Annotated in this window: 17 protein-coding genes; 5 read left to right on the forward strand and 12 right to left on the reverse strand. The window is 65.3% G+C overall.

Annotation, left to right across the window (positions count from 1 at the left end):
* Positions 1-3: 3 nt before the first annotated feature.
* Together ACIQTU_RS09420 and lipA are read right to left on the reverse strand one after the other, a co-directional pair.
* Positions 4-456 (reverse strand): type II toxin-antitoxin system RatA family toxin, encoded by a 453-nt coding sequence (locus tag ACIQTU_RS09420; RefSeq protein ID WP_400545724.1) that lies wholly within the window; start codon positions 454-456, stop codon positions 4-6.
* A 7-nt stretch (positions 457-463) separates the two neighbouring features.
* On the reverse strand, positions 464-1,435 hold the full coding sequence (gene lipA, locus ACIQTU_RS09425) for a lipoyl synthase (RefSeq protein WP_400545727.1): 972 nt from the start codon (positions 1,433-1,435) through the stop codon (positions 464-466).
* A gap of 197 nt (positions 1,436-1,632) precedes the next feature.
* Between lipA and ACIQTU_RS09430 the strand changes: the two genes are divergently transcribed.
* Together ACIQTU_RS09430 and ACIQTU_RS09435 are read left to right on the forward strand one after the other, a co-directional pair.
* Positions 1,633-3,189: an AMP-binding protein gene (locus ACIQTU_RS09430; protein ID WP_400545730.1), complete on the forward strand. Its 1,557-nt coding sequence runs from the start codon at positions 1,633-1,635 to the stop codon at positions 3,187-3,189.
* A gap of 108 nt (positions 3,190-3,297) precedes the next feature.
* Positions 3,298-3,714, forward strand: a complete 417-nt coding sequence (locus ACIQTU_RS09435; protein ID WP_400545733.1) for a DoxX family protein — start codon at positions 3,298-3,300, stop codon at positions 3,712-3,714.
* A 21-nt stretch (positions 3,715-3,735) separates the two neighbouring features.
* Here ACIQTU_RS09435 and ygiD read toward each other — a convergent pair whose 3' ends face one another.
* The 4 genes from ygiD to ACIQTU_RS09455 form a co-directional block, all read right to left on the reverse strand.
* Positions 3,736-4,491, reverse strand: a complete 756-nt coding sequence (gene ygiD, locus ACIQTU_RS09440) for a 4,5-DOPA dioxygenase extradiol (RefSeq protein ID WP_400545736.1) — start codon at positions 4,489-4,491, stop codon at positions 3,736-3,738.
* Between the two features lie 4 nt (positions 4,492-4,495).
* The gene (gene wrbA / locus ACIQTU_RS09445) at positions 4,496-5,098 is read right to left on the reverse strand and encodes an NAD(P)H:quinone oxidoreductase (RefSeq protein WP_400545739.1); all 603 of its coding nucleotides are present in this window, start codon (positions 5,096-5,098) and stop codon (positions 4,496-4,498) included.
* Positions 5,099-5,186: 88 nt separating this feature from the next.
* Positions 5,187-5,654 (reverse strand): hypothetical protein, encoded by a 468-nt coding sequence (locus ACIQTU_RS09450; protein ID WP_400545742.1) that lies wholly within the window; start codon positions 5,652-5,654, stop codon positions 5,187-5,189.
* Positions 5,629-6,453: a D-alanyl-D-alanine carboxypeptidase family protein gene (locus ACIQTU_RS09455; protein ID WP_400545745.1), complete on the reverse strand. Its 825-nt coding sequence runs from the start codon at positions 6,451-6,453 to the stop codon at positions 5,629-5,631. Before ACIQTU_RS09455 ends, ACIQTU_RS09450 begins: the two co-directional genes overlap by 26 nt.
* 151 nt (positions 6,454-6,604) lie before the next feature.
* Here ACIQTU_RS09455 and ACIQTU_RS09460 point away from each other — a divergent pair, with 151 nt between their 5' ends.
* From ACIQTU_RS09460 to ACIQTU_RS09470, 3 genes are read left to right on the forward strand one after another with little or no spacing between them, the layout of a single operon-like run.
* Positions 6,605-7,969 carry an MFS transporter gene (locus ACIQTU_RS09460; RefSeq protein WP_400545748.1) on the forward strand — a complete coding sequence of 455 codons (1,365 nt, stop codon included), beginning with the start codon at positions 6,605-6,607 and terminating at the stop codon, positions 7,967-7,969.
* The gene (gene mazG, locus ACIQTU_RS09465) at positions 7,970-8,758 is read left to right on the forward strand and encodes a nucleoside triphosphate pyrophosphohydrolase (RefSeq protein ID WP_400545751.1); all 789 of its coding nucleotides are present in this window, start codon (positions 7,970-7,972) and stop codon (positions 8,756-8,758) included.
* A 23-nt stretch (positions 8,759-8,781) separates the two neighbouring features.
* A complete protein-coding gene (locus tag ACIQTU_RS09470) occupies positions 8,782-9,420 on the forward strand; it encodes an HAD family hydrolase (RefSeq protein ID WP_400547099.1) in 639 nt (212 codons plus the stop codon).
* A 9-nt stretch (positions 9,421-9,429) separates the two neighbouring features.
* On the opposite strand, the gene ACIQTU_RS09475 is transcribed toward ACIQTU_RS09470, so the two are convergent.
* From ACIQTU_RS09475 to ACIQTU_RS09500, 6 genes are all read right to left on the reverse strand, one after another.
* Complete coding sequence (locus tag ACIQTU_RS09475; protein WP_400545754.1) at positions 9,430-11,058, reverse strand: Na+/H+ antiporter; 1,629 nt, start codon at positions 11,056-11,058, stop codon at positions 9,430-9,432.
* Positions 11,059-11,062: 4 nt separating this feature from the next.
* On the reverse strand, positions 11,063-12,376 hold the full coding sequence (gene hflX, locus ACIQTU_RS09480) for a GTPase HflX (protein ID WP_400545757.1): 1,314 nt from the start codon (positions 12,374-12,376) through the stop codon (positions 11,063-11,065).
* On the reverse strand, positions 12,377-12,622 hold the full coding sequence (gene hfq, locus ACIQTU_RS09485) for an RNA chaperone Hfq (RefSeq protein WP_105563529.1): 246 nt from the start codon (positions 12,620-12,622) through the stop codon (positions 12,377-12,379).
* Between the two features lie 208 nt (positions 12,623-12,830).
* Positions 12,831-13,592 carry a class I SAM-dependent methyltransferase gene (locus ACIQTU_RS09490; RefSeq protein ID WP_400545761.1) on the reverse strand — a complete coding sequence of 254 codons (762 nt, stop codon included), beginning with the start codon at positions 13,590-13,592 and terminating at the stop codon, positions 12,831-12,833.
* A gap of 8 nt (positions 13,593-13,600) precedes the next feature.
* Positions 13,601-14,461 (reverse strand): D-amino-acid transaminase, encoded by an 861-nt coding sequence (locus ACIQTU_RS09495; protein ID WP_400545764.1) that lies wholly within the window; start codon positions 14,459-14,461, stop codon positions 13,601-13,603.
* Positions 14,461-15,870, reverse strand: coding sequence for a sigma-54-dependent transcriptional regulator (locus tag ACIQTU_RS09500; RefSeq protein WP_400545767.1), 1,410 nt, complete (start codon positions 15,868-15,870; stop codon positions 14,461-14,463). The genes ACIQTU_RS09495 and ACIQTU_RS09500 overlap by 1 nt, the downstream gene beginning before the upstream one ends.
* Between the last annotated feature and the right edge of the window lie 3 nt (positions 15,871-15,873).

Genomic DNA, 15,873 nt, shown 5'->3' on the forward strand with positions numbered 1-15,873 from the left:
GTCCTACCTCTTGCCGTACAGAGCCTTGGCGCGGCCCTCGAAACACTGGATCAGCTTGTCGACCGCGCGGTCGAAATTCGCCTGAAGCATCATGTCCAGCATGCGCGACTTAAAGGCGAAGTCGATGAAGAACTCCAGCCGCGTCCCCTCGGGGTGCGGATGAAACTCCCAGCGGTTCTTCAGATGCTTGAACGGGCCGCGGATCAGGCCGACCTCGACCTTGGGCGCGTGGATGTCATGCCGGACCCATGTCGAGAACCGCTCGGTCAGAAAGGCGAACCCCACGCCCGCCTCGGCGTCCAGCAGGCGGACGCCGGGCGCTTCATCCCGTTTGTTCCACACGCGCATGGAGGTGATCCAGGGCACGAACTCTGGATAGGCCTCGACGCCCGCGACCAGGTTGGCCAGATCTTCGGGCGCATAGGGAAGAATGCGCGTAACGCGATGGACCGCCATTCAGGGCTTAACGCGCCGAGCGGCCTGCCTGCGCCTGACGCGCGGCCTTCAGACGGGCGAAATCGTCCCCGGCGTGGTGCGACGACCGCGTCAGCGGCGACGACGACACCATCAGGAAGCCCTTGGCGCGGGCGATCGCCTCATAGGCCTTGAACTCTTCCGGCGTGACGAAGCGGTCGATGGCGGCGTGCTTGCGCGTCGGCTGCAGGTACTGGCCGATGGTGATGAAATCGACCCCCGCGGAACGCATATCATCCATCACCTGCATGACCTCTTCCTTGGTCTCGCCCAGACCGACCATGATGCCGGACTTGGTGAACTGGTTCGGGTCGCGCTCCTTGACCATCTGCAGCAGGCGCAGGGAATGGAAGTAGCGGGCGCCGGGGCGGATCTTCAGATAGAGGCGCGGGACCGTCTCGAGGTTGTGATTGAAGACATCGGGCGTGGCGTCGATCATGACCTCGGCCGCACCGTCCTTGCGCAGGAAGTCGGGCGTCAGGATTTCGATGGTGGTGTCGGGCGCCTGCAGGCGGATCTGGCGCACCACTTCGGCGAAGTGGGCGGCTCCGCCGTCCGCCACGTCGTCGCGGTCCACCGAGGTGATGACCACGTGGTTCAGGCCCATCTGCTGGACGGCCAGGCCGACCTTGACGGGTTCTTCGGGGTCCAGGGCCTGCGGCAGGCCGGTCTTGACGTTGCAGAAGGCGCAAGCCCGCGTGCAGGTGTCACCCATGATCATCAGCGTGGCGTGCTTCTGGCTCCAGCACTCGCCGATGTTCGGGCAGGCCGCTTCCTCGCAGACCGTCACCAGGCCCTTGGAGCGAACGATGTCCTTGGTCGCATTATACTGGCCCGAACCGGGCGCCTTTACGCGCAGCCAGTCAGGCTTCTTCAGCACCGCCGATTCCGGACGGTTCTGTTTCTCCGGGTGACGCAGCTCGGAAGGCTTCTTCGTCAGGGTATCGATCAGCGTGACCATAGCCGGCGGTCTGGCTCCTGTGCAGAAGGGCGGTATGTCGGCTTTCCGACCGCCGATGGCAAGCCACAGACGGTTTCAGTCGGTATTCGGATAAGCTCACGCGACGTTACGCATCTTTTCAAGGCGACCTTACGTCACTAGGTTCCGGCCTCTTGTAACCGAGAGAGCCGCTGAGAGCTCTCCGAAGGAGGACGTGCTTGCGGGCTGCCCTGGACCCCAAGGTCTATGATGAATCCCTGTTCGACGCGCTGATCGATGCGCGCGCCCGCTATGGCGACAAGGAGATTCTGGAAGACCAGGATCGTCACCCCCTCACCTATACTGGCCTGATCCGCGCCGCCTTCGTGCTAGGCCGCAAGATCGCGGCCATGACCAAGCCGGGCGAGCGCGTCGGCGTCCTGCTGCCGTCCAGTGCGGGCGTGGTCGTGACCTTCTTCGGCCTGCACGCCTTTGGCCGCGTGCCGGTCATGCTGAACTTCACCTCGGGCGAGGCCAATCTGAAGGCGGCGCTGAAGACGGCGGGGGTCACCAAGATTCTGTCGGCCAAGCGCTTCGTCACCCAGGCCAAGCTCGACGATCTGATGACGGCCCTCAGCGAGGTCGCCGGGATCATCTGGCTGGACGACGTGCGCAAGACCATCGGTCTGGCTGACAAGCTGTACGGCCTCAGCGCCGGCATGGCCCCGCGCCGCTTCCGCGTGAAGACCGACCCGGATTCGCCGGGCGTGGTCCTGTTCACCTCGGGCAGCTTCGGCGCGCCCAAGGGCGTGGTGCTGAGCCAGCGCAATCTGGTCGCCAACGCCCGTCAGGTCGCCGCCCACATCGACCTGAAGCCCGAATGGGTCATGTTCAACCCCCTGCCGACCTTCCACTGCTTCGGCCTGACCGGCGGGGTCATCCTGCCGCTTCTGCAAGGGATGAAGGCGTTCGAATACCCCTCGCCGCTGCACGCCAAGCAAATCACTGACCTGTTGCCGCAGGTGAAGGCTTCGATCCTGTTCGCGACTGACACCTTCCTGAACCAGTACGCCCGCGTGGCCGAGCCGGGCGATTTCGCCACCCTGCAATTCGCCGTCGCCGGGGCCGAAAAGGTCCGCGACGAGACGCGCCAGATGTTCAACACCAAATTCGGCGGCGTCGAACTGCTGGAAGGCTATGGCGCCACCGAAGCCGCGCCCGTCGTTGCGGTGAACCATCCCGACCGCAACCGCCCCGGCACCGTCGGCCAGATCATGCCGGGCATGGAGTATCGCCTGGACAAGGTCGAAGGCATCGAAGGCGGCGGCCGCCTGTATCTGCGCGGCCCCAACGTCATGGCCGGCTATATCTCGCCCAACAATCCTGAGGGCATCGAGCCGCTCGAAGGCGGCTGGCATGACACCGGCGACATCGTCGACGTCGACGACGAGGGCTACATTACGATCCTCGGCCGGGTGAAGCGCTTCGCCAAGGTTGGCGGAGAGATGGTGTCTCTACTGGCGGTTGAGGACATGGCCGGCGCCGTCTGGCCCGAACATCGCCACGCGGCGGTTTCCGTGCCGGACAGCAAGAAGGGCGAACGCCTGATCCTGGTCACCGAACATGCCGACGCCGCCTCGGCGCAGTTGTCGGAATGGGCGCGCGAGAACGGCGCACCGGAACTGGCGGTCCCGAAGAAGATCATCAAAATCGACGCCATTCCCGTTCTGGGCACCGGCAAGACCGACTACGTCGCCATTCAGAAGCTGGTCGAGGACGCGCTGAAAGTCGTCTGATCGGGACGGCTTGCAGAGCCTGCGGCTTCGCTTAACCTCGACCTTTGCGCCTTGCGTCAATCCGGTTCCCGGACCTGGCGGTCGTGCGTCATCGGGAGGAAATAACGAATGGCGAGTTCAGCATCTCTTTCGAGTTGGGCCCCGCGCTTCCAGAGCGTTCTGCGGATCGTGGCCGGTCTGCTGATCCTGCAGCACGGCGCACAGAAAATTCTGGGTTTCCCGCCGGGTGGCCACGGCGGATTCAGCATGTCCAGCCTGTCCACCCTCGCGGGCTGGTCCGGCCCGATCGAACTGGTTGGCGGCGTTCTGATTGTGCTGGGTCTGTTCAGCCGTCCGGCGGCCTTCATCCTGTCCGGCTTCACCGCCGTGGCCTACTGGATGGTGCATGCGCCGCAGAGCCCCTATCCGATCAACAACGGGGGTGAGTTGGCGGCGCTCTACTGCTTCGTCTTCCTCTACCTGTTCTTCGCCGGTCCGGGCCCGATCGCCCTGGACAGCATGATGCGCGGCGGTCGCCGCCGCTAAGCGATCAGAACGGCGTCTGGATCAGCCGATCCGGGCGCCGGTCATCGAGATCGAGCCGCCCTCGATGGCATCGGTGAAGAAGCGCACCGCCTCGCCGGGCGCCTGTTGGGCCGCGACGTAGAGCAGCGGCAGATAGTGTTCATCCGTCGGCACGCTGAGCTGCGCCTGTTCGGCCAGATTCACCCAGTCGATCAGTGCGTCGTGGTCGCCGGCGACGAAGGCACGCTTCACCGCCTCGTTGAAGTCAACGGCCCAGTCATAGGGCTTGCCGCCCGCACGCTTCCATGTCCGCAGATTGTGCACGAAGTCGCCGGAACCGGCGATCAGGACGCCTTCATCCCGCAAGGGCCGCAGCGCCTTCGCCAGTTCATAGTGGGCGCGTGCGTCGATGGTGCGATCCAGCGACAGCTGGACGATCGGCACGTCAGCGTCCGGCCAGACATGGGCCAACACCGACCAGGTCCCATGATCCAGACCCCATTGCGTCGTCTGCTGCGCCCCGGTCAGTTCCGCCACCCGGGCCGCCAGCGAAGGCGAACCGGGCGCGGGATACTGCATGGCGTGAAGTTCGGGCGGGAAACCTCCGAAATCATGGATGGTTTCCGGCTGTTCCTGCGCTGTCACGCCTAGCCCGCGCGTCTCCCAGTGGGCCGAGATCATGACCACGCCCTTAGGCTTGCCGATCTCCTCTCCCAGCGCGCGCCAAGCGTCCGCAAAGGGACCACCCAGGGCGTTCATCGGAGAGCCGTGACCAAAGAAGATAGCGGGCTGGCGCATGATCTTAACCGTGCAGCTTCTTGGCGATTTCCGCGACATGCTGACCCTGGAAGCGAGCGCCGTCCAGTTCGTTGTCGCTGGGCATACGCGAACCGTCACCCTTGGTCAGGGTTGTGGCGCCATAGGGCGTGCCGCCGGTGATCTCGTCCATGTTCATCTGACCGGCGAAGGAATAGGGCAGACCGACGACGACCATGCCGTGGTGCATGAAATAGTTGTGCAGGCCGGCGAAAGTGGTTTCCTGGCCGCCGTGCTGGGTGGCCGAGGCGCTGAAGGCGCTGCCGACCTTGCCGATCAGCTTGCCTTGGCCCCACAGACCGCCCGTTTGATCGAGGAAGGCGCGCATCTGCGACGCGGCGGTGCCGAAGCGGGTGCCGGCGCCCAGGATGATGGCGTCATAGTCGGCCAGTTCGTTCACGTCAGCAATCGGCGCCGCCTGATCCATCTTGTAGCCCGACGCCCTGGCCAGTTCGGCGGGCACGGTTTCCGGCACGCGCTTGATGTCCACAACGGCGCCTTCGACGCGGCGGGCCCCTTCAGCGACGGCTTCGGCCATCTGTTCGATATGGCCATAGGTCGAGTGATAGAGGACGAGAATCTTGGGCATCAAACGCTCCGCTAAATCTGACTGACACAAACGCAACTGCATCAGTGCCTGATTTAGCGAGATGTTGCGACGCCGCAAGTCCCGATCGTCAAATTTCCATACGACGCGCCAGCGGGCAGATGCGGTCATAGAACTCCTGCGTGGCCGGCGCACGTCCGCCTCGCGACAGGATGAAGCGATGCTCGACCACCATGGCCTGCTGCTCGATGTTCAGGCCACTCCAGTCACACAGATCGTCCAGAGGATAGGCGTAGGCAGAGGGACCGTCGCCCGCGCGCAGCTTGCTCAGCAACAGGTTCAGACCGTTCTGCGCCTGCCAGACGTGGACCAGTTCATGGATGAAGACGGCCTGGATCCGCAGCGGCGCCCGCGACAGGTCGGGCTCCAACGTCTTGTTCGGCCAGACGATCCAGTCGCGCCCGAACCAGCGGCCCGGCACGAAGGCCCGGTCGAACGGCCGGGGCGAACCCAGAAAGCGAATGTCGTCCAGCCGCAGCGCCGCGCCGAAAACCTCGCGCGCCAGCGCCGCTTCACCGTCCGCCAGCGGCCGTATCATCGCCAGTCCATTCCCAATGCCAGGGCTCGAACACATAGGGCGTGAAACCGAAGCGGGCCGCATTGGCTACCAGCCAGCGATACGCGGGGCCCTGGGCCATGTGGCGACGGCTCATCGGGTCGGTGGAATCCACGCCCATCCCGGCGACATGCCCGACGTGGATATCGATCGCGGTGCCGGTTCGGTGCGGCGAGCAGGCCGCGCGGCGCAACCCGTCGCAGTTGCCCTGTGTCGCGCAGCGCGCGGCGTCGGCCTCTGGGTCGCGGAAGCCCGAGAATATCTGCATCAATTCGGGATCTGCGGCGATGGCCGGCACCTCGGCGCGGGCAGCGGCGGCCATACGGCGATAGGCGTCCAGCACATCACGGCGCAGCAGGCGCGTCATCCGCTCGGCGTGCTCCTCCTGCGGCGACAGATAGCCCAGCATGTTGATTGGCGGCGGCTCGGGGCACTCTCCCCTCACCCGCGCCATGACGAAGGGGCGCCGCTCCTGCCACAGGCCGCGGAAAACCTGAAAGGTCGGCTGATCGAACTGCCCCGTCGCCATCAGGCCATAGCGAGCCTGAAACCTGGCCAGGGCTTCGGCGAAGCCCGCAGAGGCCGGATCGCACGGCGAGCCGATCTCGCGCTGGATCAAGGGCGCATAGGTCTCCCATCCCCACTCCGCCGAACCGAACGGCGTCCATTCCAGGGTGTAGAGAGAGACACCGTTGGCCTGGGCCGCATTGTCCCAGGCGTTGGTGGGCCGGTCACAAATCTGGGCGTCGGCCTTCGCCGCTCCGGCGCCGCCGAGAGCCACGAAAAAAGCCGCAGCAAGGATCGCAAATCGCACCGACATGGGCACAGCAGGCCTCAGCTTGCCGTGAACCGCAAGGGCGTCTTCGCCTGTTCGCAGAAAACCGGCATGGTGAAGCTGCGGCCGACTCAGGCCGACCATGTTCGGACGCCTGATGTCATCTGTTGCCGCCGCTGACGCGCCTCGCCGTTCCAATGCTGTTCTGGCCGCCTTTTCCGGCCCCTGCCTGCCGCTGGCGGCCTTTGGCGTCGCCCTGCCCGTCACCCTGCCGGAGTTCTACGCTACCCATGTCGGTCTTGAACTGGGCGTGGTGGCGGCCGTCTTCATGGCCGTGCGGCTGATCGACATCGTCTTCGACCCCTTCATCGGCTGGGGCATGGACAAGACCAAGACGAAGCTTGGCCGCTATCGCCCATGGATGCTCGTCTCGACGCCGATCCTCATGCTGTCGGCCCTGATGATGTTCGTCCTGGTACAACCGGGCGCCGGACCCGCCTATTTGTTCGCCTGGCTGCTGGTCCTCTACCTCGGCTTCTCGATTGGCACCCTGGGCCAGCTCGGCTGGGCGGCGGTTCTGGCGCCCCAGTATGATCAGCGCAGCCGCGTCTATGGCTGGTGGCAGGTGTTCAACATCATCGGCGTCATCCTGATCCTGATCCTGCCGACCGTGGTGGTGAAGTCCGGCATCGGTGACTACGCCGACGGTGTTCGCATCATGGGCTGGGCCATCCTGATCGCCCTGCCCGTCACCATCGGCCTGGCCATGGTCGCCGTGCCCGAACCCGTCAACGTCGGCGCCCCGCCGCACGGCGGACCGAGCGCCTATCTGGCCCTGTTCAAGATGAAGACAGTGCGCAAACTGCTGATCACCGACCTGCTACTGGGCGTGGCGCCGGGCATCACCGGCTCGCTGCTGTTCTTCTTCTTCGGTCAGATCAAGGGCTACGACCACACCCAGGCCTCGCTGTTCATGCTCTTCTATTTCGTGGCGGGCTTGATCGGCGCCCCGATCTGGGCCTGGCTGGCCACCAGGATCGGCAAGGACAAGGCCCTGGCCGTCGCCAGCCTGATCTTCGCCGGTCTCTATATCGCCGCGACGCTTGTGCCCGGCGGCAACTTCGCCGTGACCGCCGTCGTCATGTTCATCGCCGGCCTGCCCTATGCGGCCGGTCTGTTCCTGTTGCGGGCCATGATGGCAGATGCGGGCGACGAGGTGCGGCTGGAGACGGGTGTGGACCGCACCGGCCTGATGTTCTCCATCCTGTCGGCCACGACCAAGATTGGCCACGTCGTGGCGTTGATCCCCTACCTGATCCTGCAATGGGTGGGCTTCAAGGCCCTGCCGGGACCGGCCGGCAACAGCGAGTTTTCGCTGCTGGCGCTGCAAATCCTGTTCATCGCCGTGCCGGGCCTGCTACTGGCGGCGGCCGCCTGGGTGCTGAAGGGTTATCCCCTGACGCCCAAACGGCATGATGAAATCCGCGAGGCGCTCATGGCCCGCGACGCCGGGACCGCCTGAATGACCCACTCCGTCGACCGCCTGAAAGAGATCATGGTTCGCCTGCGCGATCCGAACGGCGGTTGCCCCTGGGACGTCGAGCAGACCTTCGCGACCATCGCCCCCTATACGATCGAGGAGGCCTACGAGGTCGCCGACGCCATCGAGCGGGCCGATATGGAGGAACTGAAGGTCGAGCTGGGCGACCTGCTGTTCCAGGTCGTCTTCCACGCACGCATGGCCGAGGAAGCGGGGCATTTCGTCTTTGACGACGTGGCCGAGGCCATGGCCGACAAGCTGATCCGCCGCCACCCGCACGTCTTCGCCGAGGAAGCCGCCAAGCTGAGCGGCTCGGCCCAGAAGGCGCGCTGGGAGGACATCAAGGCCGCCGAGCGCAAGGCCAAGGCCCAACATGGCGTGCTGGACGACGTGCCGGTCGGCCTGCCCGCCCTGACCCGCGCCGCCAAGCTGACCAGGCGAGCCGGCCGCGTCGGATTCGACTGGCCCTCGACCGACGAGGTCTTCGACAAGCTGGCCGAAGAGGTCGAGGAATTGCGCGTCGAAATCGCCGCCGGCGACAAGGACAAGGCCCGCGAGGAACTGGGCGACCTGCTGTTCGTCGTCGCCAACCTGGCCCGCAAGCTGGAGGTCGAACCCGAGGACGCCCTGCGCGCCGCCAACGCCAAATTCATCCGCCGCTTCGGCTTCATCGAAGCCGAACTGGCCAAGGACGGCCGCACCCCGGAACAGTCCGACCTGGCCGAGATGGACGCCCTGTGGGACGCGGCCAAGGCGGCTGAGAAGGCCTGACCCTGGCCGCCTTCGACCTCATCATCTTCGACTATGACGGCGTCGTCGCCGACAGCGAACTGCTGAACAACGCCATCCTCGTGGACCTGCTGACGGAAATCGGCATGCCGATGACGCTGGACGAGGCCTTGTCGGCCTATGTGGGCAAGCGTTGGCTGGACTGTCTCGCCCTGATCGAGGCGCGCTTCGGCCCCTGCCCGGACGGTCTGCAAGAAGAGTGGACCCGGCGCTGCCACGCCCGCGCGCCGCTGGAGCTGGCCCCGGTTCCTGGCGCGCTCGACTTCATGAGGTCGCGAGATGAGCGCCGATGCATCGCCTCATCCAGCCCGCTGGACTGGATCCATATGGGGCTGAACCGTTTCGGATTGGCCTCGACGTTCGGCGGTCCAATCTACAGCGCGACCGCCCATGTCACACGCGGCAAGCCTCACCCGGACCTGTTCCTGCACGCCGCCGCCGAGATGCAAGCCGATCCGGCCAGAACCCTGGTGATCGAGGACAGCCTCAGCGGCGTCATGGCTGGAGCCACCGCCGGAATGACCGTCGTCGGCCTCTGCGCGGGCGGCCACATGCGCGACGGAGACGGCGATCGGCTGCGACACGCCGGCGCCCACCATGTCGTTGACGACTATGCGGCGATCAGCACCATCCTGGACGCTTGACCGGGCAGATCAGACGTAGCGCAGTTCTTGCAGGTCGATCTCCCGGATCAAGCGACGCGCGGTTTCTTCATCCACCAGTCGTTGTCGCCCCAGACGGATCAGTTCATCGCGTTCAGCGGCCAGCCCGACCAAACGCAGTTGACGCTCGATCTCATCCCCACGCTGGGTCCGAGCCAGGTCGTCGCCTTCGTTGTGGCTGCGGCTCTCGATGCGGCGGCGATAGACCTCCATCAGGCGAGTGGCGATCTCGGCGTAGAGGTCGGGATCGGACTTGCCCTCGGCCATGGCGTGCTGGCGGTCCTCGATGGCGCGCATGGCCGCCGAGGCCGCCGCGACGCGGGACCGGTCTTCTTCCTCAAGATGCGACGGCTCGGGCGGCAGTTCGACGTTCTTCAGCAGGCGCGGCAGGGCGACGGTCGCCAGCACCAGGGACACGACGATCACCCCTGCTGCCAAAAAGATGGCCAGGTTGCGCGCGGGCATGGGCGTGCCGTCGGCCAGCATGAAGGGTAGGGTCAGGATACCCGCCAGGGTGATGGCCCCACGCACACCGGCTAGCGACATGACGGCGACAAGCCGCAGACCCACCCGAGGCGGCGCATTCGGCCCGCGCTTGCGGTACAGGGTCAGCTTCAGCGAGGTCCACACCCAGACAAAGCGCAGCGCCGCCAGCGCCGCGACGATGGCGAAGACATAGACCGCCAGCCACCAGACCTCGCTGTGCTGCGTCGTCTGGATGACCTCGGCCGCGCGCGCCATGATTGACGGCATCTGCTCGCCCAGGATGACGAAGATCAGACCGTTAGCGACGAACTGGACCGTGTCCCAGACCACAGCGCGGCGGATGCGCGTGGCCGCCTGGGCCATGCCACTACGCTCGGTGAAGCTCATGGTCACGCCCGCCGCCACGGCGGCCAGAATACCCGAGCCATGCACCGCTTCGGCGGCCAGATAGGCGGCGAAGGGGATCAGGATGCTGATCAGGATCTGCCCGCCGACATCCTCGCCCCAACGGCGGCTGATCCAGCCCTTGAGCAGGCCGATCGCCAGGGTCACGACGACCCCGACCGCGATGCCCGAAACGGCCAACCAGGCAAAGGTGCCGATCGCGTTCGTCAACGAAAACGCTCCGGTCGTCGCCGCGATCACGGCGATGCGCATGCATGTAAGGCCGGTCGCGTCGTTGAGTAGCGACTCGCCCTCAAGGATGTGCATCAACCGCTTGGGGATGGGCGCGCGAGCGGCCACCGCCGACACCGCGATGGGATCGGTCGGCGACAGGATGGCCGCCAGGGCGAAGGCCACCGCCAGCGGCATGGCCGGGATCATCCAGTGAATCAGGAAGCCCAGCCCGACCACGGTGAAGACCACGAGGCCCAACGCCAGTTCCAGGATCACCACCCGGTCGCGGAACAGGGCTTCATTCGGAATCCGCCAGCCGTCCACGAACAGCAGCGGCGGCAGGAAGAGCAGGAAGAAGATGTCCGGCTTCAGATCGACCGATTCCCCGGTGATCAGGACCACACCCGCCCCCAGACCGATCTGCACCAGCGGCAGGGCGATCCGCGTCATCCGCGCCACCCAGCCCGAGACCACCACGGCCAGAAGCAGGAAGAGGATGGTCTCGATCAGGTGCATGGGACTAGTCGATGATGTCCGGGTAGAGGCGTTCCAGCCGCCCCAGAGCCGACGGGTGCAGGCGCACCACCATATGGGTCCGACCGTCGGCGTCCGTGTCGCGGAACGTCACCCGGCCGTTCTCATACAGCCAGGCCAGGGCTTCGCCCTGATGCGGCTCCAGCGTCAGACGGGTCTCGGGATCATCGTCGATCAAGCCGGCGATGGCTTCGCGCAGGACCTCGATGCCCTCGCCAGTCCAGGCCGAGACGGCGACCGCCTTGCCCTCGCGCGCCAGGCGTTCGGCCTGCCCCAGCACCGCTTCGCGCACGTCGTCGTCCAGCAGGTCGATCTTGTTCCAGACTTCCAGAATGCGGCGTGTCTTGCCTTCCGGCGTCGGGATCTGCTCCAGAACCGCCTCGACATCCTTGGCCTGTGCGTCGCTGTCGGGCGATGCGATGTCGCGGACGTGCAGGATCAGGTCGGCCTCTCCCACCTCTTCCAGCGTGGCGCGGAAGCTTTCGACCAGTTCGTGCGGCAGGTCAGAGATGAACCCCACGGTGTCGGCGATGATGGCCGGTCGCCCCTGCGGCAGGCGAATGGTGCGCTGGGTGGTGTCCAGGGTGGCGAACAGCAGATCCTTGGCGAAGACCTCGGAACCGGTCAGCCGGTTGAACAACGTCGACTTGCCCGCATTGGTGTAGCCGACCAGGGCCACTGACGGGAAAGGCACCTTCTTGCGGGCCTTGCGGTGCAGGCCGCGCGTCCGGCGCACCTCTTCCAGTTCGGCTTTCAGCCGCACGATCCGGTCGGCGATCAGGCGCCGGTCCAGTTCGATCTGGGTTTCGCCGGGGCCGCCGGTCGAGCCGGTGCCGCCGCGCTGGCGCTCCAGGTGGGTCCAGGTGCGGACCAGACGCGAGCGCTCATAGTCCAGCCGCGCCAGTTCGACCTGCAGCCGGCCTTCCCTGGTGCGCGCGCGGCGTCCGAAGATTTCAAGGATCAGGCCGGTGCGGTCGATGACCTTCACCTCCCACGCCTTCTCCAGATTGCGCTGCTGGACGGGCGACAGGTCGTCATCAATGACCACGGCCTCGGCGTCGGCAGCGCGCACCAGAGCGGCCAGTTCCTCGACCTTGCCCGATCCGAACAGGGTCGCGGGTGTGGTGGAACGAAGGCGCACGATCTCTTCGGCGCGCACGTCGAGATCCAGCGCGCGGGCCAGGCCCGCGGCTTCCTCAAGGCGCTCGGAGGCCAGCCTAGAGCTGTCCGAGCGACGGTCGGGGTGGATGACAACCGCCCGGATCAGCGGGACGGCATGGTCGATAAGCTTGGAGGTCAATCAGTCTTCTTCGGCGTCCGGCTCGTACATCTGTACGGGCGCGGACGGCATGATGGTCGAGATGGCGTGCTTGTAGACGAGCTGCGACTGGCCATCGCGACGCAGCAGCACACAGAAGTTGTCGAACCAGGTCACAATGCCCTGCAGCTTGACGCCATTGACCAGAAAGATGGTCAGCGGGGTCTTGGTCTTGCGGACGCTGTTGAGGAAGGTGTCCTGAAGGTTCTGGCGTTTGTCTTGCGACATGGCAGGTTTATCCTGTTCTTGGTTCTTTTTTCCCGGCTGAGGTTGCCGGTGCGGACTCGTCGGTCCGCACACAACCTTAGACGCGCCTTCGCAGTCGCGGCAACGCCCTAAATGGCCTCTAGGCGCGCCTGTTCAAGATAAAATCACCCAGGCCGCCGATGTTCTTTTCCTGAAATCCCAGGATGAGCTGTCGCCAAGCCAACGTCCATCACGTCGCCTTGCGACCGTGGATAAAGGCCCCGTGGAAACCGCCGTGATCAGTATGGCTCAGTTCAAGATCGGTTATGCCGGCGGCGAAAAGAATGGCGGTGATCACCGTCAGATCATAGTCGAACATCACCATTTCGCCCTTGGCCAAATCCCTGAGGGCCGCGACGTTCGACACCAGGGTGAAGTCCTGATCCATGACGATACGACCGCCAGGCACAGATGAATGGCGCGGATCGCGATAGAGCGCGAACTGCAAGGTTATAAACCCGCCCGGCGCCAACCGCTCCATCAAGGCCTTCAGCAGCGGATAGCCACGCTCTGGCGGAATATGCTGAAAGACGATGATCGATACGATCCAGTCAAAGGTTCGATCCGGCAAATTGCATCCGAAACTCGCTCCCGACGGCGCTGAACGCCGGGCCTCGGCCAGCATGGATTCAGAGACGTCCACGCCGAAGGCGTCACCCGTCGCGGCAGCCAATGCTCGCGTCAGACGCCCCACGCCGCATCCGAAATCCAGAGCCGAGGCGGGGGCGAAATCGGAGTACCGCCGCTTCAGCACTTTGGACGCCCTGCCGATATCCCCTTCGCCGCTCGCGAAGAATGCGGCGCGAGCCTCGTCATTCAGGTTTTCGGTCTTGAAGCGAGGGTCTGTCAGCACGCCAAAGTAGGGATTGGATCGGCCGATCTCTTCCCAATCCGCGTCAGTATCTCGGGGCGCCGCGCTGCGACTGCCCCGTCCAAACAGTCGCTTGAGCATGACCGCTCCTAGACCGCCTCTCGGCGCGCCTGTTCAAGATAGACTTCGCGCAACCGGGTCGCGATCGGGCCGGGCTTGCCGTCGGCGATCTTCGCGCCGTCCAGCGACACGAGGGGCATGACGAAGGAACTGGCTGCGGTGACGAAGACCTCCCTGGCGCGCTTGGCTTCGTCGACGCTGAACGGGCGCTCGTCCAGTTCGATGCCCTCGACTTCGGCCAGCTTCAGGATCGCCGTGCGGGTGATGCCACGCAGGATGTTGGCCTGGGTATCGCGGGTCCGAAGCTTGCCGCTCTCGTCCACGATCCAGGCGTTGGTCGACGAGCCTTCCGTCACCAGCCCCATCTCATCGACCATCAGGCACTCATAGGCGCCCTTCTCGCGCGCCGCCTGTTTGGCCAGGACGTTGGGCAGCAGGCCCACGGTCTTGATGTCGCAACGACCCCAGCGAATGTCAGGCATGGTCACGCCCGCGGCCCCCTTGGCGGCCAGGGCCTCGCCCTTGGCCAGGTCGATCGTCTTCGAGGTGACGATGACACTGGGCGGCGTGTCCCGCGGAAAGGCGTGATCGCGCGGCGAAGTGCCCCGCGTGACCTGCAGATAGACAATGCCGTTGCGGACCCGGTTGCGCCGGATGGTTTCCTTGAGCACGCGCTCCAGGGCCTGGGCCGTCATCGGAACCGGGATGCGAAGCTCGGTCAGGCTGCGGGCCAGACGCGTCATGTGGCCTTCGAAATCGGCCAACTTGCCGTCGAACACCGACCAGACCTCATAGACGCCGTCAGCGAACTGAAAGCCGCGATCCTCGATGTGAACCGTCGCGCCGTTGTGCGGCTGATAGGTCCCGTTGACGTAGGCGATCCTGGACATCAGGCGCCCTCTCCTTCTTCGTCTTCGCCGCCGCGGGCGGGCGAAACGCCCAGCGACTTCAGTTTGCGGTGCAGTGCGGATCTTTCCATGCCGATGAAGGCGGCCGTGCGCGAGATATTTCCGCCGAAACGCATGATTTGCGCCGCCAGATAGTCGCGTTCAAACACTTCACGCGCTTCACGCAGCGGCAGGGCGATGATGCGGTCAGCGCCGAGCGAAGACGCTCCGCCCGACGAGGCCACTTCCTGCGGCAGCATCTCGGCCGTGATCGGTTCATCCGGATCGCCCGTCGCCAGGATCAGCAGTCGTTCGACATTGTTGCGCAGCTGACGGACATTGCCCGGCCAAGGATGGACCTGCAGCACGGCCAGGGCGTCATCCGCCACGCGGCGATGCGGCAACCCCTGCGAGGCGGACAGGTTGTCGACGAAATATTCGATCAACTCCCCAATATCCTCGCGGCGCTCCGACAGCGGCGGCACGCGGATCGGCACCACGTTCAGGCGGTGGAACAGGTCCTCGCGGAACCGGCCTTCGGCGATCTCGACCTTCAGATCCCGCGCGGTCGAGGTGACCACGCGAACATCGACCTGAACATCCTGCTCCCCGCCGACCCGGCGGAAGCGCTGCTCGACCAGGACACGCAGGATACGACTCTGGCTCTCGCGCGGCATGTCGCCCACGTCGTCCAGATAGAGGGTACCGTTGTGGGCGCGCTCGAAGACGCCGATCTTGCGCGGGCGACCGTCGCCGCCTTCTTCGCCGAACAGTTCGACATCCAGCCGTTCGGGCGTCATGCCGGCGGCCGAGATGGCGACGAACTCAGCCTTGGCGCGCGGGCTCGCGTCGTGGATTTGTCGGGCGACCAGTTCCTTGCCCGAGCCGGGCGGACCCGAGATAAGGACGCGGCTGTTGGCTGGCGCAACCTTGGCGATGGTGCCACGCAACAACTGGGCGGCCGCCGATTTTCCGATCAACCCGGTCGGAGCCATCGTCTGCGCCCGCAGACGGCGATTCTCGCGTTTCAGAGATGCAGCTTCCAGCGCGCGATCGACCACCACGACCAGCCGGTCGGACTTGAACGGCTTTTCGATGAAGTCATAGGCGCCGCGCTTCAGAGCGCTGACGGCGGTTTCGATATTGCCGTGCCCCGAGATCATGACGACCGGCAGGTCTTCATCCAGCCCCTTGACCACGTCCAGCAGTTCCAGCCCGTCCAGACCGCCGCCCTGCATCCAGATGTCGAGCACGGCCAGCGAGGGCTTGCGCGCCCGGATCGCGGCCAGGGCCTCGTCCGAGTTGGCGGCTGTCCGCACGGAATGGCCTTCGTCCTCAAGCAGGCCCGAGACCAGCTCGCGGATGTCCGCCTCGTCGTCCACGACCAGAATGTCGGCACCGGTATTGCGCATGAC

Origin of the sequence: Brevundimonas sp. NPDC090276, from assembly GCF_044772165.1 — a bacterium.
GTDB lineage: Bacteria > Pseudomonadota > Alphaproteobacteria > Caulobacterales > Caulobacteraceae > Brevundimonas.

Excerpts from the sequence above, each read along its gene's own strand:
- lipA (WP_400545727.1), bottom strand. The coding sequence starts at position 1,435 with ATGGTCACGCTGATCGATACCCTGACGAAGAAGCCTTCCGAGCTGCGT.
- wrbA (WP_400545739.1), bottom strand. The coding sequence starts at position 5,098 with ATGCCCAAGATTCTCGTCCTCTATCACTCGACCTATGGCCATATCGAA.
- ACIQTU_RS09435 (WP_400545733.1), top strand. The coding sequence starts at position 3,298 with ATGGCGAGTTCAGCATCTCTTTCGAGTTGGGCCCCGCGCTTCCAGAGC.
- hfq (WP_105563529.1), bottom strand. The coding sequence starts at position 12,622 with ATGTCGCAAGACAAACGCCAGAACCTTCAGGACACCTTCCTCAACAGC.
- ACIQTU_RS09460 (WP_400545748.1), top strand. The coding sequence starts at position 6,605 with ATGTCATCTGTTGCCGCCGCTGACGCGCCTCGCCGTTCCAATGCTGTT.
- ACIQTU_RS09475 (WP_400545754.1), bottom strand. The coding sequence starts at position 11,058 with ATGCACCTGATCGAGACCATCCTCTTCCTGCTTCTGGCCGTGGTGGTC.
- mazG (WP_400545751.1), top strand. The coding sequence starts at position 7,970 with ATGACCCACTCCGTCGACCGCCTGAAAGAGATCATGGTTCGCCTGCGC.
- ygiD (WP_400545736.1), bottom strand. The coding sequence starts at position 4,491 with ATGCGCCAGCCCGCTATCTTCTTTGGTCACGGCTCTCCGATGAACGCC.
- ACIQTU_RS09495 (WP_400545764.1), bottom strand. The coding sequence starts at position 14,461 with ATGTCCAGGATCGCCTACGTCAACGGGACCTATCAGCCGCACAACGGC.
- ACIQTU_RS09450 (WP_400545742.1), bottom strand. The coding sequence starts at position 5,654 with ATGATACGGCCGCTGGCGGACGGTGAAGCGGCGCTGGCGCGCGAGGTT.
- ACIQTU_RS09500 (WP_400545767.1), bottom strand. The coding sequence starts at position 15,870 with ATGCGCAATACCGGTGCCGACATTCTGGTCGTGGACGACGAGGCGGAC.
- ACIQTU_RS09490 (WP_400545761.1), bottom strand. The coding sequence starts at position 13,592 with ATGCTCAAGCGACTGTTTGGACGGGGCAGTCGCAGCGCGGCGCCCCGA.
- ACIQTU_RS09420 (WP_400545724.1), bottom strand. The coding sequence starts at position 456 with ATGGCGGTCCATCGCGTTACGCGCATTCTTCCCTATGCGCCCGAAGAT.